15 protein-coding genes and 1 tRNA gene are annotated in these 24,834 nt (G+C 39.1%); 3 read left to right on the forward strand and 13 right to left on the reverse strand.

The window, feature by feature from the left end; translation table 11 throughout:
• Positions 1–30 precede the first annotated feature (30 nt).
• Positions 31–2,874 carry a GH92 family glycosyl hydrolase gene (locus AACV33_RS19585; protein ID WP_182699556.1) on the forward strand — a complete coding sequence of 948 codons (2,844 nt, stop codon included), beginning with the start codon at positions 31–33 and terminating at the stop codon, positions 2,872–2,874.
• A 190-nt stretch (positions 2,875–3,064) separates the two neighbouring features.
• Here AACV33_RS19585 and AACV33_RS19590 read toward each other — a convergent pair whose 3' ends face one another.
• Positions 3,065–3,631 carry an HdeD family acid-resistance protein gene (locus AACV33_RS19590; RefSeq protein ID WP_017021795.1) on the reverse strand — a complete coding sequence of 189 codons (567 nt, stop codon included), beginning with the start codon at positions 3,629–3,631 and terminating at the stop codon, positions 3,065–3,067.
• 308 nt (positions 3,632–3,939) lie between these two features.
• On the opposite strand from AACV33_RS19590, the gene AACV33_RS19595 reads away from it, so the two are divergent.
• On the forward strand, positions 3,940–5,235 hold the full coding sequence (locus AACV33_RS19595) for a mechanosensitive ion channel family protein (RefSeq protein WP_023604515.1): 1,296 nt from the start codon (positions 3,940–3,942) through the stop codon (positions 5,233–5,235).
• Between the two features lie 194 nt (positions 5,236–5,429).
• Here the strand turns inward: AACV33_RS19595 and AACV33_RS19600 are convergent.
• The 5 genes from AACV33_RS19600 to AACV33_RS19620 all read right to left on the reverse strand — a co-directional run bounded on the left by AACV33_RS19600 (position 5,430) and on the right by AACV33_RS19620 (position 14,474).
• Positions 5,430–5,520: transfer RNA gene (locus tag AACV33_RS19600), tRNA-Ser, on the reverse strand.
• Between the two features lie 279 nt (positions 5,521–5,799).
• Positions 5,800–9,396 (reverse strand): pullulanase-type alpha-1,6-glucosidase, encoded by a 3,597-nt coding sequence (pulA, locus tag AACV33_RS19605; RefSeq protein WP_182699557.1) that lies wholly within the window; start codon positions 9,394–9,396, stop codon positions 5,800–5,802.
• A 197-nt stretch (positions 9,397–9,593) separates the two neighbouring features.
• On the reverse strand, positions 9,594–10,418 hold the full coding sequence (locus AACV33_RS19610; RefSeq protein WP_182699558.1) for a MalM family protein: 825 nt from the start codon (positions 10,416–10,418) through the stop codon (positions 9,594–9,596).
• 71 nt (positions 10,419–10,489) lie between these two features.
• Entirely contained in the window at positions 10,490–11,833 is a 1,344-nt protein-coding gene (locus tag AACV33_RS19615; protein ID WP_017020906.1) for a carbohydrate porin, read from the reverse strand.
• 1,009 nt (positions 11,834–12,842) lie between these two features.
• A complete protein-coding gene (locus tag AACV33_RS19620; RefSeq protein WP_182699559.1) occupies positions 12,843–14,474 on the reverse strand; it encodes a glycoside hydrolase family 13 protein in 1,632 nt (543 codons plus the stop codon).
• Between the two features lie 144 nt (positions 14,475–14,618).
• Between AACV33_RS19620 and AACV33_RS19625 the strand changes: the two genes are divergently transcribed.
• On the forward strand, positions 14,619–15,494 hold the full coding sequence (locus AACV33_RS19625; RefSeq protein WP_065609460.1) for a LysR family transcriptional regulator: 876 nt from the start codon (positions 14,619–14,621) through the stop codon (positions 15,492–15,494).
• 93 nt (positions 15,495–15,587) lie between these two features.
• Here the strand turns inward: AACV33_RS19625 and AACV33_RS19630 are convergent, their stop codons facing one another.
• From AACV33_RS19630 to AACV33_RS19660, 7 genes are all read right to left on the reverse strand, one after another.
• Positions 15,588–16,523 (reverse strand): LysR family transcriptional regulator, encoded by a 936-nt coding sequence (locus AACV33_RS19630; protein ID WP_182699560.1) that lies wholly within the window; start codon positions 16,521–16,523, stop codon positions 15,588–15,590.
• A gap of 66 nt (positions 16,524–16,589) precedes the next feature.
• Entirely contained in the window at positions 16,590–18,425 is a 1,836-nt protein-coding gene (locus AACV33_RS19635) for a glycoside hydrolase family 13 protein (protein WP_182699561.1), read from the reverse strand.
• A gap of 265 nt (positions 18,426–18,690) precedes the next feature.
• The gene (locus AACV33_RS19640) at positions 18,691–20,664 is read right to left on the reverse strand and encodes an amylo-alpha-1,6-glucosidase (RefSeq protein ID WP_182699562.1); all 1,974 of its coding nucleotides are present in this window, start codon (positions 20,662–20,664) and stop codon (positions 18,691–18,693) included.
• Positions 20,665–20,747: 83 nt separating this feature from the next.
• Positions 20,748–21,371, reverse strand: coding sequence for a hypothetical protein (locus AACV33_RS19645; protein WP_182699563.1), 624 nt, complete (start codon positions 21,369–21,371; stop codon positions 20,748–20,750).
• Positions 21,372–21,476: 105 nt separating this feature from the next.
• The gene (locus AACV33_RS19650) at positions 21,477–22,613 is read right to left on the reverse strand and encodes an ABC transporter ATP-binding protein (protein ID WP_182699564.1); all 1,137 of its coding nucleotides are present in this window, start codon (positions 22,611–22,613) and stop codon (positions 21,477–21,479) included.
• On the reverse strand, positions 22,613–23,527 hold the full coding sequence (locus AACV33_RS19655) for a sugar ABC transporter permease (protein WP_182699565.1): 915 nt from the start codon (positions 23,525–23,527) through the stop codon (positions 22,613–22,615). The genes AACV33_RS19650 and AACV33_RS19655 overlap by 1 nt, the downstream gene beginning before the upstream one ends.
• Positions 23,527–24,825, reverse strand: a complete 1,299-nt coding sequence (locus tag AACV33_RS19660; protein ID WP_017020915.1) for an ABC transporter permease subunit — start codon at positions 24,823–24,825, stop codon at positions 23,527–23,529. The genes AACV33_RS19655 and AACV33_RS19660 overlap by 1 nt, the downstream gene beginning before the upstream one ends.
• Between the last annotated feature and the right edge of the window lie 9 nt (positions 24,826–24,834).

Below are 24,834 nucleotides of genomic sequence, written 5' to 3' on the forward strand. Positions count from 1 at the left end.
TCCCCTTTTTACTAACAATAAAGGCATAAAATGAAATTTAAACGGAATTTATTATCAATTGCTGTAGTAATGGGCGTGGTTGGGTTAGCTGGCTGTAATGAAGAAACGGTGAATCATAATTACGATGGGAATACTGATGTTGCCCCGCCAACGATTGATCCTGATGGTGAGAAACCAGTGTGCCCACCCACAGATGACGATTGTGATGATAAACCAAGTACAGAGAATCCGGTTATTGACATGGGAGTTCATGTTCCAGTTGATTTCTCTGACATGGACATTACTCGTCATGTTAATCCATTTATCGGAACGGGGAACTTAGGGAATAACTATCCAGGGGCAACAACGCCTCATGGCATGGTTCAACTTTCTCCAAATAATGGTTCAAATGGGTGGGAGTATATTTCGGGTTATTATTACCACGATGCGCGTACTTCTGGCTTTTCACATACTCATCTTTCTGGCGCCGGGGCGGGCGATTTGAATGATATTTTAGTGATGCCAATTAATACCCGTTCAGATTATATGTTGAATGAAGGTTCTCCAACGTTGAATCTTGAAGCGTCTCGTTTCCAGCATAAAGACGAGCAAGCGACGGCGGGTTATTATAAAGTTGACCTTATTGATTATGACATTACCGCGGAACTTACGGCATCAGATCGCGTAGGGGTTCACCGTTACACCTTCCCTCGTGATGATAAATCCGAGATCATTGTAAACACTGGTTTTAAGATTAACTGGGACTACACCTCTGATTCTTATCTTAAATGGGATAAAGAAAATAACCGTTTAGAAGGTCACCGTTTCTCTGATGGTTGGGCTCCCAATCAGAAAGAATTCTTTGTTATGGAATTTGATCAACCGATTAAAAATATTCGATTTGCTTATTACGATAAACTAACAAAACAGTACACTGATGCGCCTGCTGAAACGACAGAAATTGGTGGCCTCACGTTAGGTAAATATCAATATGCTCGTGCGTACGTTGAATTTGATACCGAGAAAAAAGGGCTAACAGTCGAAGCGAAACTTGCCCTATCAAACGTTGAAATTGGCAAAGACGGCAAGAAAGGGGCTTCTTTAAACATGACAGAAGTTGCGGGCATGAACTTTGACCAAGTTCGTCAAGCCGCAACGAAAACATGGGAAGATGAATTAGGCAAGATCCGCGTAGAAGGTGACGAAGATTATAAACAAACCTTTTATACCGCATTGTACCGTTCTTACTCTGGCCAAACGATGTTATCAGATTTAGACGGACGTTACCGTCAAACACATCAAGGTCGCAATGCTTACCCTGATGGAAATACGCCGTGGGGCGATAAAATTGATACCCTGAAAGAATCGATTCGAACCGCTGATGCGAACAAAGATGGTAAAGCCGATTATATTCGTTACGATACGTTCTCACTTTGGGATACGTATCGTGCCGTTCAACCGTTAGCCTCTATTACAGAGCCAGCTCGTATCGCAGATATGGTGCTGTCTATGCTGTCTTATGCCGAAGAAACATGGACCAATGATAAAGGTGAAACTAAGCGTGGTCGCTTACCTGAGTGGACATTTAAGGGCAATGAAACGGGCATGATGATGGGAATGCACTCCACGCCAATTATTTATGATGCTTTGTCTAAAGGGTATTTAGACACTCGAATGATCGATTTAGGGTTTACTGGTGCTGAGCGTCAAGATATAAAAGAACGTTTAGTGACGGCCATGATCACCGATGCGCGAGCAATATCGAGCCAAGGTGTCGCGTGGATTGGCGAGTATGAAAAACAAGGTTATGTTCCTGCACAATTGCATGATACACCACCAGATTCATACGGTTCTCATTCACCATTTAAAGATGCATGGACAGCCTCATACTCTTTAGAGTACTCAATGAATGACTGGAACATTGCAAAATCCATCGCACTTGTTTTGGGTGAAAATTCTGCAGATTACAAAGAGTTTGCTGATCGATCGAATAACTGGCAAGCACAGTTTGATTTTGGGGGCTCTAAATATCAAGGATGGTTTAAAGCCCGTGATTATGACGGTAAATTCATTGATTCAAATTGGACCGATCCAATAACAGGCAAAGCGATTGGTAAAGATTGGCGACCTGATATGTTCAACTGGGCGTTCTCTGAATCTAATGGATGGCAGTATTCATTCAGTGTTCAACATGACATTAATGGCCTTGTTGAACTTATGACTGAATTTGAACAATCGACGCTTGAGGCGGGTGAAATTGCCGACCGTGGTGGCTTATTTGCAGCACGTCTGGATGAGTATTTTAGTACTTACCCTGATCGTAATGCGGGCGATAACCAATTTCCTGTCTTTAACACCGGTAATGTAGGGCAGCATGTGCAAGGTAATGAACCCGATATTCATGTTCCTTACCTTTACAATTACGTAGCTCAACCATGGAAAACACAAGTGGCAGTGACCGCGGCAACAAATATTTGTTATGACAATACCGCTGATGGCATTTGTGGTAATGATGACTTTGGGACGTTATCTTCTTGGTTTGTGTTCCGTGCGTTAGGTTTCTTCCCTGTGAACTCTTCTTCGGGTATTTATGAAATAGGTACACCTATGTTTGAAACGGCATCTATCGCGGTAGAGAACGGGCAGACGTTTACGGTAACCGCTAAGAATGTAAGCCGTGAAAATATCTTTATTCAATCGGCTTCGTTAAATGGTCGAGATTTCAATAGAACGTACTTGATGCATAAAGAAATTATGCAGGGTGGTGATATTGAGTTTTTGATGAGTGATAAACCCAATCAACGTTGGGGTGCAAACATTCACTTGGATACGCCACCTGATTTAGGTATCGGTGAATTTAAACACGCGGGTGAACTTCCTGTAGGTTCTCGTTAATGTAGTCAAACGATTTTTTTGATTCAATATAAAGCCTCTTAATGTTCCTAAGAGGCTTTTTTGTCTAATCAAATCGATGTGTTTATAACCAGAGAGCGGGTTACTGAGAGTCATTTAAACAACAAAGTCCACCATACTATTCTTAGAAAGAAGCATCGTGGGCTAGGTATATTATTGGGTGCGTGTTGCTCTAGTTAGTATTGTTAAGCAGTTTTTTCATATTGAAACCAAGGAAGATAAAGCTGATCCCTTCGATTAATAATGAAACACCAACAAATGTACCTAGTAGTGATAATGAAAACTCAGGATTATTTAAAAGGAAGAAGAAATATCCACCAATAACAACAGAGAGCAAACCACTTAGAACCACCATATTGCTACCAGGAAGGTTTTTGTTTGTGAACCCAAAAATCATACGGGATAGACCATTAAAGATCATTACCACGACCATGATGGTTGTGATTGTCATCAAACCTTCTAACGGTTTAAAAAGAATAGATAAACCACCAATAATATAAAGCAGGGCACTAACAACGTACCATAGCTTTTCTTTCCACGAATGAATGCGGAACGTATGGTAAGCCTGAACTAAACCAGTAATGAGTAATACGACCCCGATAATCGTTGAAATCGTCACACCAGCCATTACAGGTAGGCTTGTTGCTCCTAACCCTGCCACTGCGGCAATGACACCAACAGTAATAAAGTATTTCCAGCTTTTTGAAATTAATGCCTGACTTGGCGTTTGAGTTTCCATTTTAACCTCTGAGTTAAATGTAAGGGACCTAGGTAGTGTAGTGGATAAAATGCTAATTAACTGATAAGCAAACTAAGTTTCCAAATTTTGTGATTACGCTCACGTTTTATTCTTATCGTACAAGAAAAGTGCAGACTGGTAATGATTACGTCGACTCTACGGAACTCTTTTGGTTTGTGAGAGCTATACTGAAAATAGCGCTTGTAGCAAACAATTCAAGAGCCTAAAATTATTATCATTTCAAAGTGGTATACGCATACTGCATTCTTCTTTATCTCTGTGATATAAGAAAAAATAAGGACAGTAACTTGCTAGAGCATCATGTACGTAATTATATTTCAGATAAACTGAGTTCCTTCGGTATTAATAGTGACCCTTACGGTTTAGAGCTTACTGCGGTATTTGTCCTCGTTGTTATTGGTGTTGCAACGATTAGTTATCTCATTACTCGCCATATTATTGTTCGAACGATAACGAATGTTCTTCATCGAGCAAACAAACCTTTATTAGAGAGTTTTTCAAATAATAAAGTGTTCGAAAAGTTGACTCTTCTTGTGCCTATTACTATTCTCGATTTACTTATTCCTCTGGCGCTAGGGCATTACAACTTACTTTCTGCGATTGCTGATAAGCTGCTGAGTATTTCGATTCTTGTTATATTTCTCGCTATGTTGTTTGCATTACTTGATGCACTTAATGATTTTGCGACTTCTAAAGGCATTACGCGTCGTATGCCGATAAAGAGCTTTGTTCAGCTGACTAAACTGTTTGCTTTTTTTGTCGGTATTGTGGTCTCAATGTCCATTCTTGCTAGTGAATCACCCGTGATATTTTTAAGTGGGTTAGGTGTGGCAACGGGTTTTGTTATGTTGGTATTCAAAGATACCATCTTAGGATTTGTGGCAGGGATACAGCTTTCAGCTAACCGAATGATTAGCTTAAATGATTGGATCGAAATGGATGCCTATAAAGCAAACGGTACGGTGGAAGAAATTTCATTAACCACGGTTAAAGTGCGAAATTTTGATAATACGGTAAGTATGTTACCGGCTTATGCACTTGTTCAAAATGCGTTTGTAAACTGGCAAGGAATGTCAGATTCTGGTGGCCGACGTATTAAGCGCGCGGTTAATATTGATGTTAATTCTATCCGCTTTATGACAGATGAAGAGGTTGAATCACTGAAAGATATTCGAATTCTTAGAGAATATCTATTTGAAAAAACAAAAGAGATAAAAACATTTAACGAAGAGTTAGATGATATTCCGCATTTGGGCAATATCCGTCAAATGACTAATATGGGGATCTTTCGTGCCTATTTAGCTGCTTATTTACGTACCCATAAAGACATACATCCATACATGATGTTTATGGTTCGCCAGCTAGAGCCGACGGCTGAAGGTCTGCCATTGCAAATCTATGCGTTCACTAATAATACTGACTGGGTCTTTTATGAAGGGGTACAGGCAGATATTTTCGATCATATTTACTCGATTATGCCATTGTTTGATTTACGTCCTTTCCAAGTGTTTGGAGGGTACGATGCAGTCACTCTTGGTCTCTCGAATGCGAACCGGTCATCCACTTCAAAACCGACAGTATAAATAATGGGTTATCGTGTGTAATCAACGGGATATTAACTGTATTGATTTAGAAAGGCGGGTTAAAAAGAAACAGATAGTGTGATTGGTTTCTGAGCGGGACGAAAAGAGACATCGTCTCGCTTAATACTTATTGTTGTGATTTATAATGCAGTAGATACAAAAAAGCCCCAGCATTTCTGCTAGGGCTTAGAATGTGGTGGAGGGATAGGGATTTGAACCCTAGAACCGCTATTAACGGTTGCCGGTTTTCAAGACCGGTGCTTTCGACCACTCAGCCATCCCTCCAATGCCGCGTATCATAGTGTGAGTTGATTTTCTTGTAAAGTATTTTCTCTAAAATTTAGTTCAACTGCCTGAAAAACAAACGTTATTGTTTGTTTTTAACCATATCGTTCAAATAACGATCGCTAAATTAATTATTTTTAATAGATAGAGAGTGATCACACTTACTTTTTCTCGTGGATTTACGTTGTTCAGTAAGTTGAGGTTGAGGATTATGAGTAACCTGAGAAAAGGCTTCTACATCATCATGAAGAAGCCCTTTTATTACTGAAGATTGTGGTGTTAATTATGAGGTTTTTCAAAAACGGCCACAGACCATGCAGGGGTATTTATTTTATTGTTAGTAATACTTGATACGGCCAACTTATTTTGTGAAATTGATTTATTTCCTTTCGTTGCTTGAATTGAGTGAAGGGTGTAGCCAGTTGCATCAACGTTAGCAAATTCACGGATGGCTGTTGGGGTTGCGTTTACCACAATGAGTAGACCATCACGTTGTTGGTCAATAGTGATGTCGTAGTTACTGCCGCTGTTATCGATGCTCATTACAATGACACCAACGGTTTGACTGTTGCCTGTATTGTGGAATTTCACACGTTTAATAATTTCATTGCCATGGCCTAAGGTAAGTAAACCTGAAGAGGCTCGCAATGATGCAAACTCCTCATAGAAGGCTTTCATTGCTTCGATATTTTCGGCTGTTGGTACGGTATTCTCCGCAGAGTTATCGATGACATCTTGAATCACCGTCCAGTTACTTCCGTCTTTATCTTCACGGGGTAAACCCACATCCCAGTTATTATTTTGTGCTGTAAAATCGACACGGTTGTACCAATCACCTGAGTCATAAGAATCGCGCTGCATTGATTTAGAACGCAATAATTCACTGCCCATATGGGTAAATGGAACCCCCTGACCGAGCATCGCAGTTGCTAATGAAACGGCTTGCATACGAGTTCTAATTTCTGCAGAAACACTGTAACCAATTTTATATTGGTTGTTGTCCCATAAGGTTTGGTTGTCATGCTTTGAGACGTAATTTTGTATTTCCCATGCGTCTTTTGCGTAACCAGCCGGTTGACCGTTGTAATCTAACTCTGAGCCTTTAATACTGTTATTTTTACTGTCAATAAAAAGGAAGTCAGATAAGTTGCCCGCCATACCTAGACGAGTTAAATCAGCGAGGTGTAGTGCTGTTTCTTTGCTTGTTTTATCCTGTTCGTTAGGTAATACAAACACACCATTACCAAAGCCTTGGTTTTCACGCAATCCCATTTCTGAATCGAATGGACCACCGCCACGAACGGAATCACGTAAGCGATCGGAAAAAGTACCTATGCCTGTGCCGTACATATTTGATTGAGTCGCTTGAGTAAATTGACGATCATTTTCTACTTCACCAAAATTCCAACCTTCCCCGTAGAAATAGGTGTTAGGGTCTACTTTTTGAACCGCTGAAAGTGTGTCCATAATTTGAGTTTTTGGATGATGTCCCATTAAATCCCAACGGAAAGCATCGATTTTATAATCTTGGGCCCAAACGACTAATGAATCAGAGATTAATTTCCCCATCATGGCATTTTCTGGTGCTGTATTTGAACAACAGGTTGAATTTTCGACGCTACCCGTCACTTCATTCAAGCGTTGGTAATACCAAGGAACAATGCGATCTAAAACCGATTTATTGCTTACTCCGGCTTCATTGGTGTGGTTATAGACAATATCCATGACCACATTCATTCCGATGTCATTTTTTATGGCCATAACCATTTCACGGAACTCTTTAATTCGAGTCATACCATCAGGGTTACTTGAGTAAGAACCTTCAGGGACGGTGTAGTGGTATGGGTCGTAACCCCAATTAAAACCATCAACATCACGTACATAACTATTTAAGCGTTGTATGACTGCATTTTCTGGAGAATCTTTTACTAGCATGGCCGTAAATACAGAGGCAATGCTGTCGTTTGTATTGCAGTAACTACCAAAATCATTGTCATTTTTTATTGTTGGTTTTAAACCGCATAATTTTACGAATGATTCGTCAATATTAGCGACTTGTGTCGTGTCTTCATTAATGGTCGCGATATCAAAAGTTGGTAATAAATGTAAGTGTGAAACGCCAGAGTCAGAGAGTGACTTTAAGTGCTTAACGGGTGCTGAATCAGCTTGACTGAACGCTGAATATTTTCCTCTGTTACTGGTAGGGGTTGATTGATCTAATGCTGAAAAATCACGTATGTGAGCTTCATATAAAATAAATTCAGCAGGGTTATTTTGTGCATGAGGAGAGGTGAGTTTGTTCCAACCAGTAGGCACCACTTCAGCATTATTTAAATCAATCACCTGGCTTAATTCTGAATTGGTTGAAAGACTCAGTGAATAAGGATCAGTGACTTGATAGGTTTCAATTTTATCTGTAGCAGGATGATAAACAGTGACTTCGTATTTATAGAAATCACCGTGTGTTAATTCTGTCTCTTCAGCGACCCAACTGCCGGTTGTTTGGTTAAAGACCATTGGGATCTTTTTATTTTCTTGCTTGTTGTTGTCATAAGAAACCAAAGAAACTGACTGAGACGTTGGTGCCCATAGGCGGAATGTGGTGCTGTTATTTGAATTAATAATGGCACCAAATTTTTCGCTGGTTGCTTGAGATGCATACAGTGAATCTAGGGCGCTGGCTATTTGAACTTCGGTCGCTTTAATTGCACCGTTATCATCAGAAGCAACAAGTAATAATTGCCCTTTTAATGCCTCTTTTAGAGAGAGGGTTGATTGAGAAAAATCGATATCAAAAGCGATAAAATCAGAGGCTAGGTGTGGTTTTTTTTCGGCACCTTTCCATTCTTCAGATTGACTTAATGTACTGCTGTTAATCACACTATCGGAACCAAGCACTTTTCTGGTTCTGCTATCAAAACTCATCCCTGCATTTTTTGCATAATATAACTCTATTTTAGTCGCTTCTTTACTGTTTATGAGTAGGGTGTTGTCGTTAGCGAAAATAGCACTGGCTCCTAATAATTCGATTGAATTAACGGGTTTATTTGCCATCGGATCGTAATAGACTTTATCGGTACCTTTGAAAATGAAAGCGGCGTTACCTATTGCGGTCGTTTTATCAAATTCAATTTTTAAATTTGCGGTTTGATAGTCACCGTCTTGTCTTGTATTTGGGATAATATTTAAACAGTTATCAGTACCATTGATAGGAATATCCCAATACACACCATAAGTATCACTAACCCCTGAAGATTCAATTCCCGGCCACGCTGAGTTAATGCCGTTAAGGTTAGTACACGAGCCTTCATTCCATACATGAAGACGGAATGCATTGGTATCCCCATCAGGAGTATTCATATAAACACGAGCATGATTCACTGGAATCTCACCAGTTGGAATAAGCTCAGGGTAAACGGCAGCAACTCCTTCTTGTGTGAATACTTCCCCTTCAGCATTTGTTTGGGATAAATCGACTCTACCGTTGAAATCATCTAAAGGTTTGTCGTTATTCTCGCCGATTCGTGGAATAAAATTCACACACTGAGAAGCGTGTGTTTTATCTACGTTGAGTGACCAATACACTCCAAATTTCGAATCTTTACCATCGGGTTTTAACCCTGTATTCCAATCATTGGCATTTGGGGTTTTATTAACATAAGCACCACAGTTTTCATCATTCCAAACATATAAACTGGCATTATCGTAGTGATCAGATATTGATTTAAAATAAACTTTAATGGTGTTGTTTTGTTCAACCGGAAGCTCGGTCTCTTCAGACGGTGAATTGCAGCCAAAAAGTAGTGAGGATGTTATTATTGTTAAAATAGATTTAGCCAAATAAGAATGTTTAAATATTGTATTAATATTATTCACGGTTAATTATTCCCATATATTTATTAGTAGAGGTTATAAATTAAGTGAAGAATAATATTATTTACTAAGTACATATTGTGATCGACTTAACCAGAAGTTATTTATTTTTAAAAAATATCATTCTGTTTGTTTTTACTAACAGGAAAAGCCCTTAAGGATGATCCTTAAAGGCTTTTTTGTGTTCTGTTTATTTTATTTTATTTTTTACTTTCTAACGCGTTAACAAAAACCGTTTTGGCATCTTTAATCCCTAATGCTTTTGCTTCTTCTAATAAGGCGAGTGCTTTCGTTATATCATTTGTTTTCACCGCTTCAATAATCGCATTATGGTAAAACGATTGAGTCTCAGGTTGAGCTGATACAGTGAGAGGTGTCATTTGCTGTTTTGGTGCTTTATGCGCATGTAATGACAGTGTTTTTACTGACAAGGTTAGCTTTCCAAAACGCTTATAGGTATAAGTCGGGTCTGTGACCATTGGCATGGCTTCACCTAATTCTTCAGCTCTGATTCTTGCTGGGTGTTTTACTTTTATTGATTGACCTAAATAAGCCTCTGACGAGTAAATAATAAAATAAGGGGTTTTTGTCGCATCAAGATTGAAATTTAATTGAAATTGAGTACGGGTAAAAGCGTCAGACGTTTTAATATTAAATTGTTCTAAATTTGTGGTGCTGATAATTTTGAACTGGTCGTCAAGCGCGATCAATTTAGGAGCAACGACCGAGTCATTAATCATTAAACTAGAAAGACGTAATTGCACTTTTCCTGAACGTTCAGATAATTTGAAGGCATTAAAATAACTATTACCATCAGAGAAATGACCGATGGGTGAATCTGAATCGAGTTGAAAATCGATATTTTCAGTTGTATTTAATGAGATCCATGGAAATTGAGAAAAGTTACTGCAACAAACTTCAGAAGAGGCAATAGGAACAATGGGTTCTTGAATGATTTCTGTCGAAGAACATGCGGTTAAAGAAAGGCCGACAAATAAGCTAAGTAATAATTTTTTGGTGTTCATCAAGATTCTCCATGATCAGATAAATAAACGCAAAAAGGCAGCCGACTTGGCTGCCTTTAATTTTAAAGTAATTAGAACCAAATTTCAGTGTGAACACCGATAATTGTTTCTGATTTACCATCTTTAATGCCAATACGGCTTGCACTTGCCTCATCATCAGCTGAAATGTAGCTTACGTATGGTTTGATTTGTGGTCGACCAAAGTAATCTGCATTAACGGTAAATGCAGCGGCTAATTCAGCATTTAAATAGGTATTTTTTACCGCGTCTCCAGTGCGTCCCCAATAACCGTTTTCACCTTCTTCGTGACCATAAGAACCCGTCATTTCGATACGTAGGTTGTCATTCACTTTATATGATGGACGAGCAGCAATTAGGTAGCGCTTTAAATCTTTGGCACCAAATAGTTCATCTAGAGCTGCAAAATAAGTGATTTCAGAACCCATTTGCCAGTTTTCAGAGATGTTTACGACACCATAAGAAGTTAAGAATAAAGATTCTGCATTGTCATCACCACCAGACCAGCTACCAAAGTTTACGCCTCGGTTTTGAGCCGCACCTTTACCGTAAGCGATAGCGGTTTGTGACCAACCATCTAAGCCGTAGTAGCTAGAGTTTAATGTGATAGAAGCACCGATACCATCATCATGTTCAGCGTTAGCTTGAGTTATGTATTTGAAATCAAAATCTAAGCTACCAAAACCAACATCAACACCGTAATAGTATAAATCATGCGATGTTAACGTTTGTCGACCATCAGTACCTGGACCGTTATTTATATCACCATCAGTATCCGCAGCTACAATAGCAAAACCTGCAGTATTGCCAGCAATTTTAGTTTGAATACCTGCGCCAACTCCTGATGATTGTTTCCAAAATTCACCAGAAAGAAGTCCTGCAGCACGGTTTAGGTAACGTTGGCCACCCCAGATAGAGGTATCTTCGCCTAGGTAAGATAAGCCACCAATCTCAACAAAGGTTTCTTTAATTTCAAACTGGGCTGTTGTGTTGTCTTTTTGGCTACCAGGAGATGAGTAAGCATAAGAGTTTCCGTTACCGTATTCAGAACGAACAACAAAGTCAGACCAAACACCATTCGCATGCTCGGTGTGTTTTTTGATTACAAATTCAACTTGGTTAGTACTTTTTCCGTGAGTACCAGCCGTTAGGTAATCAGGTTTACCAAATTCAGTATCTACTGTTTCGCCATCGACCATACGGAAGTTCATAGACCCGTAACCGTGTATTTCCCAACCATCTGTTAATACATCAGTTCCATTTACTTTTTCAACTTGAGGAGCGGCTTCGTCTCCCGTAATCACATCTAAAGCAATGTCTGTTTCTGCTAGAGCAGCGCCTGAAAATAACGCTGTAGAAACAGCGGCAGCAAGCAAAGTGTATTTATTCATTTTCATCTTAAAATCCTATTTCCTTTTTAAAGGATATTTTGATTTGAAAATGTTTACTTAACTAAAGCTGTGTAGGGAAGCAAGTAAACATCGTCGTCGTTATTGAACGAGATACAGATTAAAAATAAATGAGAATGTTTAACTCCTCCTCCTTTTATAAAAGAGAGGGCGTAGGCTTAGGGATGAGAAAACGAGGCAGGAGGTCTTCTGTTGATAAAAATCACACTTGGTGTAGATATTGGATTTATTTATGAGAGAAGAGTCACGTGAGGAGATATTTAAAAATTGAAAATAATGCTGAAATAGCGAAAATAAAAAAATTGGAAATAATCAAAAATGTGATCTAGCTAATAGTAGACTTCACTGACGATAAATAGTTCAGTTTGTATTGTTTATTTACACAGAGAAACCATGATTGGTTTACGTCTTTTTGGCGTTGGATTCTAGACGGCACCCCCATTTTCTTTGATGATGTAGCGCTGTGTTTTATTTATAATTACTTTTAATTAACGTGTTGTTTTGTCTAGTTTATGGTGATGAAAAATCAAGAACCTATCGATGGTGAGTATTTTTTACATATTATACTTTATAAGATTTTAGTTTTTTCTTCGTTGTTGCTAATGTATTTTAATCTCTGATTCTAACTGGTTTTAAGGATGCTCATTGTTTAGGTTATTAATCGTTTAGTCTTCCGATATGTACTCATGTTTTAGATTGTTTTTTGGAATAGAGTGAATGAGTAAGCGTTAGTAGCGTACTCTTTTTCTTGTTTGCTCTAATATATATTAGAGCGATAAATAATACGTTAAGATCTAGTGTAGTACATATATTTAACATGTTTTAGCAAGAAAAAACCAGTAAGTGGCAATACTTTAAATGTATTTAAAGAGAGAGGTTTGAAGAGCGATAAATAAATTGAATTTGGAGTGGATAGTTTAGAAAATAACGCCCTATTTACTCGTAAAGTAATAGAGCGCTATAGTGGGAGGGGGTATCGATTAAGTGGATATCTAGCTTACATCCTTACAACAATACTTTGATATGGTGCGAGTGTTAGTTGCTCTCCAAAATGAATTACTGGTTCTAGATTTGCAATTAAACACTCTACTTCTTTGCCCGTTAAATGCTCAGGAAGAGTTAACGTCTGAGGCTTGGCAGTAAAGTTATTTAGCACGACTAAATGTTGATCTGCATCTTTACGCTCATAAGCAAATACCGAAGGGTGATCTTCAAACAGTGGAATGAAATCACCATATACAATTACAGGATTCTGTTTTCTCAGTGCGATCAGTTTTTGGTAATGATAGAAAACAGAATCTTTATCTTCCAAAGCCGCAGCAACGTTTATCTCAGGGAAATTCGGGTTCAATGAGATCCAAGGCGATCCTTGAGTGAAACCTGCGTGCGCAGAGTTGTCCCAATGCATTGGTGTACGCGCGTTATCACGGCTATTGGCATGAATGCCTTTCATCATGGTCTCATGATTGACGCCTGATTCAGTTTTCACTTTATAGAAGTTCAGTGTTTCAATATCTTTGTATTCTTCTAACGTATCAAATGCCACGTTAGTCATGCCAATCTCTTCACCTTGGAAGATATACGGTGTTCCCTTCAATAAATGCAGAGTTGTCGCTAACATCTTCGCGGATTCAACACGATATTGACCATCACAACCGTACTTAGAAACAACACGAGGCAAATCGTGATTATTCCAAAATAGTGAGTTCCAACCATTATTGCTTAACTCAAGCTGCCATTTAATCATCACTTGCTTAAAGGCATTAAGATCTAACGGTTTTGGTTTCCACTTATCGCCGTCTTCCCATAACAGAGTAATGTGTTCAAACTGAAACACCATTGATAGTTCGTTACGAGCAGGGTTGCTATAAAGCTGCGCGGTTTCTGGCGTGGCATCCCATGTTTCACCCACAGTTAATAGATCTTTATTACCGAAGGTCGCTTGGTTCATTTGTTGAAGAAGCGGGTGAAGACGTTCCCCGTTCCCTGTGATCTTTTTGTCGATTTCTTTACCGATCAAATCAATCACATCCAGACGGAAACCACCAATACCTTGGTCTATCCACCAGTTCATCATATCAAACACTTTTTGATGAACAGCAGGGTTTTCCCAGTTTAAATCTGGCTGACGTTTTGAAAATAAGTGGAAAAAGTATTGTTGATTCTTTTCATCCCACTCCCATGCAGTCCCACCAAAGATAGAGCCTAACTCACTTGGCGCTTCACCGTTTTCATCAGCATCACGCCAGATATAGAAATCACGGTATTCACTGTCTTTGTTGTTTTTTGCTTCAACAAACCAAGGGTGCTCATCGGAGGTATGGTTAACGACTAAATCCATTACGATTTTAATGCCACGTTGCTCTGCTTTTTGCATTAACTCACGCATGTCATTCATTGTACCAAATTCAGCGGCAATGGCTTGATAATCAGAGATATCATAGCCGTTATCATCCATTGGAGACTGATAAACAGGAGAGAGCCAAATAACGTCGATACCAAGAGTGGTTAAGTAATCGAGTTTACTGATAATGCCTTGTAAATCACCAATGCCATCATTATTTGAATCATAAAAGCTGCGTGGGTAAATTTGATAAACCACACTGTTATGCCACCAACGTTTTTCCATCTTGATATCCAATATTCATTAAAGAAAGTAACGTTAATATAGCGAAATTAAGTCGGCATGAATAATTGATAATTTGAACTCTGATATAGAAAAAATTTATATCACGAGTATGGTAGAGTTGAACTTATGATATGGATAGTAATGATGGAAAAGCAGTATCGCTACTTTTATGAAGTGGCTCGCCAAGGAAGCATTAAAGCCGCGGCAGATAAATTGTGCATTAGCCAACCAACGTTAACGACGGCCATTCAAAAATTAGAAGCGTTATTGGATACGTTATTGTTTCATCGTAAATCTAAAGGGGTTGAACTTACCAGTGCTGGCTGGGTTTACTACCGCTATGTACAAGATATTTATGAAAAACATGGCCAAATGATGCATCAACTTTCAGACATGAAAGCCCGCAGCCAAGGTAAAATTAAAATCGGTATTGGTGAAGCGTGGTGGGAATGTTTTGCTGCGGATGTAATTAAACAGTTTATAGAGACACATCCCAATAATTCGCTTTATATTGAATTTGGTAATGGCTTATCAATGTTAAGTCATTTGCTTAATGGTGATATAGATCTATTTATCGGTCATGAAATAGAAAATATTGATTCTCGTAACCGAGTGCGGTTTATTCCATTATTTACTGAATGCGAAGCCTTATATGTTCGAGAAGGGCACCCTTTATTAAGTAGAGGAGAACTAAACGTGCATGATTACCCACAGATAAAAGTAACGCCAGATCATAGTCGAGACGGGAAAGTACTTAATGATAAAGGGGCTGAAACCTTTGCAATCAAAGCGCAGCAAGCCAAAGTGGTTTATGAATTGGACTCACTAAAAGCCAGTATTGATATGCTTAAAATGAGCGATGCCATTATGCCTTATACCGATAAGATCAAAGAAAAAATGACACAGCAAAACATTGTCACCTTACCAATGAAAGAGAATAAACAAGGCGTAGTCGGAATTTATTCAAATACTGAAGTACTGTCTGAAAATATGGAATACCTAGTGAGTTTATTTAAGTAATATTTACCGAGATTCTATGTGGTTATAATAGCTAAATATAAAAAAGGAGACCGTATGTTCTCCTTTTTTAGATTCAAAAAATGACGAGAAAAATCAAAATGGCCCATTGATTTTTGGATTGTTTTTAATTAATTCTTTGAGTTGTTCTAATAGTGCGACGCTTTGTTTATTTTGTAATTTATCTTTGTGTAGATATGCGCCAATCGTTGCTTTACTAAAACACTCTTTCATCTGTAAAGGAACGAGATCAAACCCATCAAAATAATCTCTCATTGTAATTGGATAAGGCAAAATAGCATCACTGTTTTGTAATAAATCAATGGCGGTTAACAGTGAGTTGGTATTGTAGATAACCTTTTCTTGTAAATAGTGACGCTTCTGAAAGGAGTTTAACGCTTCATTTTGTTTTTGAACTAAATGCAAAAAGCGTTTTTTTGCTGCCCCTAAATCAACGGATGGAAAGCGAGCAATGTCTTCATTACTACACGTGATTTCAAGTAAAGGGTGTCCCTTTCTTACGTAAACTTCTTCACTGCATTGAAAAAGGGGATGGAATAAGATGTCTTCATATTGCGCTAAGCCTAATATTTCATGACCAACGAAAATACTGATTTCATCACTTAAGAGAAGATTCATTAATTGAAGGTGATTACCAACATCAATTGAGATATTACTGTGAGGATAAGTGTCTTTAAATTCTTGTACGTAATCACGAATAAATAAATGCCACCACGCGTCACCGCATCCAATTTTGAGTTCAGTCTGGTGTCTCAGTTTATTTTTTTCTAGTTTATTGAGCGTGTTTTCATACAGATTTTGCATCATTTTTGCTTGCTCATAAAGTAACTCGCCACTTGATGTGAGAGTGATCCCTTTTGAGTTACGATCAAACAGTTTACTGCCAAGCTTTTCTTCTAATTTTTGCATGTTATGGCTTAATGTCGGCTGGCTTAAACAGAGGTTATTGGCTGCCTGAGTGACATTTTGTGTTTTAGCTACTTGAATGAATTGAATCATTAACTTAAACATAATAGCTCTTTGCTTTGATAAGAAAGAGCTATTTTATGTTGCTTATAATTGGATTTCTACTGATTGCTACTCGTTTTGATACATGGCGAAGCCAAATGGAGGCAATGTTATTGTTTTCATCAATGTACAAGGTGTTTCGTTATAAATATCAATGACATTTTGTTCAGAAAGTAGGCTTGGTAATGTGATGTCTACTGATTTTTCACTGTTATTCATAAAAATGGTAATGCAGTCAGTGCCATTTTCTTTTTGATAAATCAGAGATTGCTGCGTGTCGTCCGCCATTAACCATTTAATACCATGAGTGCTTAATGCAGGATGTTTTTTGCGTAATTTAATGATCTGCATGATGTGATGTTTCATGTTCATATCATGCTGAGTTTCATCCCAAATCATGCATTTACGATTTAATGGATCAGCCCCGCCATCTAAGCCAATTTCACTACCATAATAAATACAAGGTGTACCGCTGTGAGTAAATTGGAATAAGTACGCCAGTTTTACTTTGTCTTTATTACCAGAACAGCGATGAAGAATACGAGCCGTATCATGGCTATCTAATAATGAAAACGCCACTTCATTAACCGTAATAGGGTAGCTGGTATTGACATCATTGACTGCATATTTGAACTGATTAGCACTTAGATTTCCTTGAGCAAAAAATCCTATCATGGCGTCGGATAATGGGTAATTCATTACGGCATCAAATTGGTCACCAGCAAGCCAATTCATTGAGTCATGCCATGCTTCACCTAAAATATAGATCTCAGGTTTGATTGCTTTTAACTCATCACGGAATCGTCGCCAGAAGCGTTGGTCTACTTCGTTTGCAACGTCTAAGCGCCACGCATCAATATCAAAATCACGTACCCAGTATCGACCGACTTCAAGTAAATATTCCATCACTTCTGGGTTTTCAGTATTTAACTTTGGCATGTTTTGCGCAAAGGCAAAAGCGCGGTAGTTGAGATACTCTTTACTGTGTTGATCTTTTTTAGACTCGTCCACAAGAGGGAATTGTTCAACATAGAACCAATCAATGTATTTGGAGTTCTTGCCGTTTTTGATGACATCTTGCCATTGAATAGAATCGGCACCAATGTGATTGAATACGGCATCTAACATTACCTTCATCCCACGTTTATGGGCTTCCGAAATTAAGGTTCTTACGGTGTCGTTGTCACCAAAAGCCGGATCAACGTTTAGATAATCAACAGTGTCGTATTTATGGTTAGTTTTACCTTGAGTAATTGGTGTGAAATACAAACCGGTAATACCGAGATCTTGCAAGTAATCAAGATGGTCAATAACACCTTGTAAGTCCCCCCCAAAGAAGCTGTTAGTTTTAGGATCTTTAGACCCCCAAGGCAGTGCATTTTTAGGTGAAATTGATGGATCACCATTGGCAAAGCGCTCAGGGAATATTTGATACCAAACCGTTTCTTTTACCCAGTGTGGTGGGTTAAATACATCGATAGGGTTCATGTATGGGAAGCAGTAAAAATTGAGTAATTGGCTTAATACTGGATCTGCATCATCGGTGATTGTGAAGATTTGTTTTTCAGTAACGAGCAGTGTTTCGCTCTCTTTACTTTCCAGAATAAAAGCATAACGAGCACGTAAAAATCGAGGCTGTGCTTCGCAGAACCAGTAATCAAACAGTTCTGTTTCACACTCTTTTTCCATAACAAAGTTTTCGCCGCCACTCCAACCCATTGCATCTTCTGCATTGAGGTTGCCGCCACCGCCACCGGATGTCCAATCGTATGGGTCTCCAATTCTTAGCGTGGCGTTATTGACTTCGCCTTTTGCGGTGCGAATGCGTAAGTGGAGGGTATCCTTATCATAAGTATAAGAATAACTTGAGTGAGATCTATGATAAATCGCTGCTTTTGTAATCATGATTAATACCGTTTAATGAAAGTACCAACCAGAATAACTATCTGACGTAATAGCTACTCAGGTTGGGATAATACCAATCGTAGTAAATAACTGATCATCCTAGCTGGTTAAAATGCTCGATAACTGTGTTGAAATTTTTGATTGTAGAATAACTACTTATCGAAACTATTTTGTTGAAAAGTGCCGCCTTGTTCTCAAGCATTTTTCCTGCGCTATTTATGTTCACTTACTTACTGTGATTGGTATAATATTTAAATATGAAATTCTATTTTTGGTGCGTTTGTTCGTAATATTTCACGACGCGTAATACTTCACTGACGCTCCACGCTTGAGCAAAACAACCACGAGATTGACTTGGTGCGTAACCATCATAGATTTCAGCCAATTGACCAATACAACCTTCATATAGGCCATCTTGGTTATGCTCAATAAACTGCTCCACAATACGAACTAAGTCTTTATCTTGTGGGAATTGACGTAAGATTCCCATTAAGAATTGACCAATCATAAAGCCCCAAACTGTGCCTTGGTGGTAGGCCATATCTCGGTCAAAATGCGAGCCTGTACACACGGCTTTAAATTCAGGATCACTCATTGCAAGCGAGCGTAAACCCAAGGGTGAATATAGCTCTTTATAAATGGTAAGAATGACCGAACGTGCTCTTTCTTGACTTAATATTGGGTAAGGAAGGCCAACGGCATAAGCTTGATTTGGGCGAATTTGTTGGTTTACTTCACCTTCTTTAATCCAATCATTTAAGTAACCCGCATCATTGTAAAACTCGTCGTTAAAGGTGGTTTTTACTTGTTCTACAAGCGCTGGTAATTCTGGCATTGGTTTGTTCAGTTTTTGGTTAAAGAAATCCAAAATAGACAACGCATTAAACCAAAGCACATTGATTTCTACAGCGCAACCATGTCTTGGTGTCGGTACGATATCTCCGTAACGAATGTCCATCCAAGTCAGTTGGTCAAAGCCACTTCCGCCGCTAATTAATCCATTATCTAGCATCTTAATGTCAAAATCGGTGCCGTTGCGATAGTGCTGATAGATGTTGCTCATGCACTGATATGCTTCATCACGAATGAACTCTACATCACCACTGGCTTGGTAATACTCATAAAGACTCACAATGAACAACAGAGAGGCATCAATGGTGTTATACATTGGCTCAACCCCAGCTTCTGGGAAGAGGTTTGGTAATACGCCACGACGCTCATAACGAATAAAGGTGCGGAAGATCTGTCTTGCGTCTTCAAACTGGTTGGTCGATAAATTACAACCCCATAAGGCAATCATGGTATCGCGTCCCCAATCAGCAAAGAATGGGTAACCGGCAATGATGGATTTTGATTCGGTAGAGTCACGATCAACCACAAATTGCTCACTGGCGCGCACGAGTTGTTGGCCAAAAACACTCTTAATTTGAGCTTGTTCAATATAGGTTTTTTGGCGTTTAATTTCAGTATCAATCATGGCATCTACTGATTGAGTTGCTAGTAAGGCAGCGCGTTCTTCTTCTGCTTCAAAGATGACATAAAATGCTTCGTGAGTGTCGCTACCGGTAAAGTCGATAGTATGCAGTGACATTTGAGCGTCAGTCGCAGGGCGGCCATCTCGTGCATCATAAGAGAAGAACAGGCCTGATTCATAACGAGGCGTGTCTAATGCGGAATCTACGCCATTATGACGATAAGCTAAGGTCTGGTCATTACTGCTGATGTGGCCATCTTGATGTGTAAATTCTTGTTGTCTTGATAGATTCTGTCCTTTTGCACAGAAGTGATATTTTGGTGTTACATTCAACGTAAATGCTTGTTCCAATGGATTGAATATTTGATATTTTACGGCAAGACGATTTACACCCTGAACCATCACAATCGTTTTAGTGATTTCAATACCACGAATACGATAAGTAAATTCAGGAAGATGAGTTTGACTGAAGTTATCAAACAACAGCGTTGAATCAACGGTGTCATAAGGATTTACATTTGCTTGTGAAGAGAGTGGGTGGCATTCACCGCTTGGTAAGGTAATGCGATCATCCAGATGACGAACAAAACTAAAACGATTGTTTGGTGCCACAAGGCTTGCCATAAATAAGGCGTGATCGGTACGGGTGCACGATCCTGCAAGGGTAAGAGAAGAGTAACCACCTAATCCATTCGTTAATAAGTAGTTTGATTCTTCAAGGCGATCCATATCGCGAAAATTGGCTTTAGAAAGAGATATTTTCATGTGAACCTTACGATTTAATGTTAAATATTTCCCCGCCTTTACTCACTTTTGTTGGTGGTTTAAATTGGCAGGGGAGTTTATTGTTAGCTTTTTATTTCGTTATAAACGAGCAATAGTTTTTGTACTTCGCCTTGGGTATACGCGAGATCTTGGCTCTCTTCATATCCCCAAAGTGGCGTAATTTTTACGTTATCTTTCGTTGGTATTACTTTGATGGCGACAATGCGTTCTTGCTTATTATCTGAGATGAAAAAGAGGTAAGGCTGAGGCTGTTTAAGTAAGGCATTGTATTGCGATGGGGTGGTGTATACGGCATTTACGGCTTTAACATCTTTAATGCCATAAAAGTGCTGTGCGTAAGCTAATACAGGCAGCGCCATTTCTTGTAATTGTTCATAACTGCTTTCTACATGAAATGATCCACAGTTGCTTGGGATCTGATCATGCAGTGCCTTGTATTCGGAATGAATAGTCTCTAATGGCTGTGTTAAATAGTGTTGCTCAAACTGTTTAGCCACAAGAAATAACTCATCATTATTCACGCATTGTGTAAAATTACGTTGTTGCTCTGTAAAGGTTGAGTAGTCAAATGATGGCTTAGGAAGGCTACTATAAGCAATGATAAAGCCGGTAATGAAAATAACAACAGCGACTGCAATATGAAGCATATAGTCGTGAATGCGTTGAAGTTGGCCGCGAAAAATCAAAATGTGACTCCTTTTACATCATCTGTCTAACTTAGTTATTAGCCTCACTGCCCTTTAATAATGCAGAGGGCAGTGAGTCTATTCGTCGGTTTATGCTTAGGCTGATTATTTATTAAATTCAGCTGATTTTATTAAGTATTTGATTGATTCTTCAGTCTCGCTATCAAAGAAATGCAGTTTGGTATTGTCGATAACAAGCGTGATTTTTTCGTCAATCTCAACATCGGGTTCACCGGTGCCTAATGTGCCAACAAAGAGATTCATTGGTGCGGCATTGAAAAACACATTAATCGCATCGCCTAGGTATTCACTGTTCATTGCGGTGGTTTCAAAGCAACAATCAGGGAATGCATCGCGGTATTTCTTACCAGAACGAATCGCACTTGAACGTGCGCCTAAGGTGACGGATTTACCGTTATAACCCGCGTTATTTAAAATCTCTTGATCGCTTTCATTTAAGGTAATAGTAAAGGCGTGGCACATGAATTGGCCGCCTTCGTACATGCCTTCAATCAAGTTCATTGATGGCATGCCCATAAAGGTCGCCACAAAACAGTTTTTAGGATTAGTAAATAACTCTTTTGGTGAGCCAATTTGTTGTACTTCACCCATCGACATCAATACGATGCGATCCGCCATGGTCATTGCTTCAACTTGGTCATGGGTAACGTAAATGGTGATGGCACCTTTGTCTTTGTGCATACGAGATATTTCAGTACGGGTTGTGGTACGTAATTTCGCATCCAAGTTACTTAGTGGTTCGTCCATCAAATACAATTTAGGGGTACGAACCATTGCTCGGCCTAAAGCCACACGCTGACGCTGACCGCCTGAAAGCTCTTTTGGTTTACGCTCAAGGTATTCGGTTAAAAATAGATCTTCTGAGATGTTATCAACTGAGCTTTTAATGTCATCACTTGGGTAATTACGCAACTTTAAGCCGTAGCCAATGTTGTCACGAACGGACATGTGTGGATAAAGCGCATAGCTTTGGAATACCATCGCAATATCACGATCTTTTGAGCTAACATCGTTTACGACTTCGCCATCGATGATGAATTCGCCATCGGTAATGTCTTCTAAGCCTGCAATCATGCGTAGTGTGGTGGATTTCCCACAACCCGATGGACCAACAAGAACAATGAATTCACCTTCTTCAATTTCTAGATTGAAATCACGTACCGAACACGTATCAGAATTAGGGTATTTTTTATTGATGTTTCTTAATGAAATCTTGCTCATTAGCCTTTTACTCCACCAGACGTTAAGCCGCCCACGATATAATCTTGAAATTTATAGAACACAATAACAGGCGGAATTGCTGCTAAGACCGCGCCTGCTGCGAATACGTTGTAGCTAGATTCTTTAATATTATTGATAAGTCCCATAAGGCCAACCGCCAGTGTTTTCGCTTCTGAATCCATACTTGCAATCAGGAACTTAGGCATGATGATGTCGCCAATTGGACCTAAGAAACAGAAGATAGCGATAACCATGATCATTGGTTTGACTAGTGGCAACAGTATTTCTTTGAAGATTTGCATTTGAGTTGCACCATCAATTTTTGCTGATTCATCTAATGCGCGAGGAATCGAATCGTAGTAGCCCTTCATTAAAATCGTATTCATTGTGATGCCACCTGTGGTGTAGATGAGGATCATAAAGATATACGTATAAAGTGTGGCGTTGGCGGAGCTGTAAATACCGATAGAGTTCGCAATCGCATACAGAGCAATTAAGCCACTGCCTGATGGGATAATTTGAATGATCAGTAATGACATTAATGCACTCTTACGAGATTGATAACGATAACGAGAGTAAACAAACCCCGAAATAGTTACGATAAACGTAGAGAGGATCATGGTGATTATTGACACTAAGAAGGTATTTCTGTACCAACTTAAATAAGGCGTATTATTGAAAAGCTGAACAAAGTTCTCGGTTAAACTAAAATTTTCAGGGAAAAATGAGGTTGAATACAGTGAATTACTCACGTTAAACGCACTCATTAAGGTAACTAGTATTGGGTAAAGAATGATCACTGCCATCGAGATAAGAAACACATAACAACAAGCCACACCCATGTTCTTAGTGATGACATGACGATTAAAACGTTTCGCTTTGATTTGACGAGTTAAAGGGATTACTTTGTCCATTACATCACTTCCTCATTTTTAAAGGCACCCGCTTTCAGCCATGAATACAAGACCACGGCACCAACAACAGTACTGGTGATTAAGGTATATACCGCCGCTTCGTTGTATTTAGCATCCATCATTAAACGGAAACCAAGGGATGAAATCGTATCGAGTGGTTTGTAGATTGAGCCTACCGTTTGAACCGTGGCTTCACCTAACATGTAAACGATGGTGACGTTATTAAAGTTGAAGGTAAATTGAGTAATAAATACCGGAGCAACACTTATTAATATCAAGGGTAGAGTGATGTCGAAGAAGTTGGTCCATGCATTACCACCATCGATGGCACTCGCTTCATATAAGTCATCAGGGATAGTTTGTAATACGCCTGTCACCAAGATAAATACGTAAGGGAAGCCTAACCATGCTTGAATTAAGATGATGGTGATTTTGGCGTAATCTGCGTTTAGGAAGAAGCCAATAGCTGTGCTTACATCGTATTCGTTACCGGTGAAAAACGGGATAACCATGGTGTTCATGCCGCCAATCTTTGAGAAGAAAAGTTGGAAAACAAGAATGGTTAAAAAAGCAGGAACTGCCCAAGGTAAAATATACACAGTACGGAAGAATTTTTTCCCTCTGATGTGTTTATTATTAGCGACAACGGCAAGGACTGTACCTAATACAATCGTCAGGGCAGAAGCACAGAAAGTCCAAGTTAATGTCCATGATAAGGTTTCTTGGAATGCGGCAGCTGTTCGTTCGTTCGTAAACAAACGCTCAAAGTTGGTAAAGCCTTTCCACTCAATAAGAAATGCAGGTGGTAACACCGGGCGCTTAAAGTTAGTAAAGGCCACGACAATGGAAACGATCGCAGGCAGTAGAGCAAACACAAACAGCAATATGAACTTAGGTGCGGTAATTAGATTCGGAACGATTTCGTGTGATAACCCACGTACTTTTTCAGTAAAGGTAATCGCAAAACCAGATTCATCTATTTGTCGTTTTACGTCTTTTGCATCGCGAGCAAAAGCGTAATGCAATGCGAAAAAGACTAAGATCATCATTGCGCCAACGGTTGAACCTACCATGATAAGGAAAGAATCATCGACAAAGCGTTCAGCACCAATGGTGATTTTTCCATTCGGTTGTTCGACAGCTAAAAGACGGAAGTTAGGAAGGGTGAATTGAATAAAAACCAATATCTCTAAAGCCAATATAGAGAACCCAAATAAAGTCTCTCGCATTCGACGCAGTAGAAGGTGCCCACTACCAGGAATCAGCATAGAGAGCCAGAATACAAACTGTTGACTCATGTAAATAAC

It is taken from the genome of Aliivibrio sp. SR45-2, from assembly GCF_963890165.1.
Classification (GTDB): Bacteria; Pseudomonadota; Gammaproteobacteria; order Enterobacterales; family Vibrionaceae; genus Aliivibrio; species Aliivibrio salmonicida.

What these genes read in the sequence shown, in the direction of transcription:
- AACV33_RS19615 (WP_017020906.1), bottom strand. Translation starts at nt 11,833, where the DNA reads ATGAAAATGAATAAATACACTTTGCTTGCTGCCGCTGTTTCTACAGCG.
- AACV33_RS19630 (WP_182699560.1), bottom strand. Translation starts at nt 16,523, where the DNA reads ATGTTTAAGTTAATGATTCAATTCATTCAAGTAGCTAAAACACAAAAT.
- AACV33_RS19640 (WP_182699562.1), bottom strand. Translation starts at nt 20,664, where the DNA reads ATGAAAATATCTCTTTCTAAAGCCAATTTTCGCGATATGGATCGCCTT.
- AACV33_RS19655 (WP_182699565.1), bottom strand. Translation starts at nt 23,527, where the DNA reads ATGGACAAAGTAATCCCTTTAACTCGTCAAATCAAAGCGAAACGTTTT.
- AACV33_RS19660 (WP_017020915.1), bottom strand. Translation starts at nt 24,825, where the DNA reads ATGAGTCAACAGTTTGTATTCTGGCTCTCTATGCTGATTCCTGGTAGT.
- AACV33_RS19635 (WP_182699561.1), bottom strand. Translation starts at nt 18,425, where the DNA reads ATGATTACAAAAGCAGCGATTTATCATAGATCTCACTCAAGTTATTCT.
- AACV33_RS19590 (WP_017021795.1), bottom strand. Translation starts at nt 3,631, where the DNA reads ATGGAAACTCAAACGCCAAGTCAGGCATTAATTTCAAAAAGCTGGAAA.
- AACV33_RS19610 (WP_182699558.1), bottom strand. Translation starts at nt 10,418, where the DNA reads ATGAACACCAAAAAATTATTACTTAGCTTATTTGTCGGCCTTTCTTTA.
- AACV33_RS19625 (WP_065609460.1), top strand. Translation starts at nt 14,619, where the DNA reads ATGGAAAAGCAGTATCGCTACTTTTATGAAGTGGCTCGCCAAGGAAGC.
- AACV33_RS19585 (WP_182699556.1), top strand. Translation starts at nt 31, where the DNA reads ATGAAATTTAAACGGAATTTATTATCAATTGCTGTAGTAATGGGCGTG.
- AACV33_RS19650 (WP_182699564.1), bottom strand. Translation starts at nt 22,613, where the DNA reads ATGAGCAAGATTTCATTAAGAAACATCAATAAAAAATACCCTAATTCT.
- AACV33_RS19620 (WP_182699559.1), bottom strand. Translation starts at nt 14,474, where the DNA reads ATGGAAAAACGTTGGTGGCATAACAGTGTGGTTTATCAAATTTACCCA.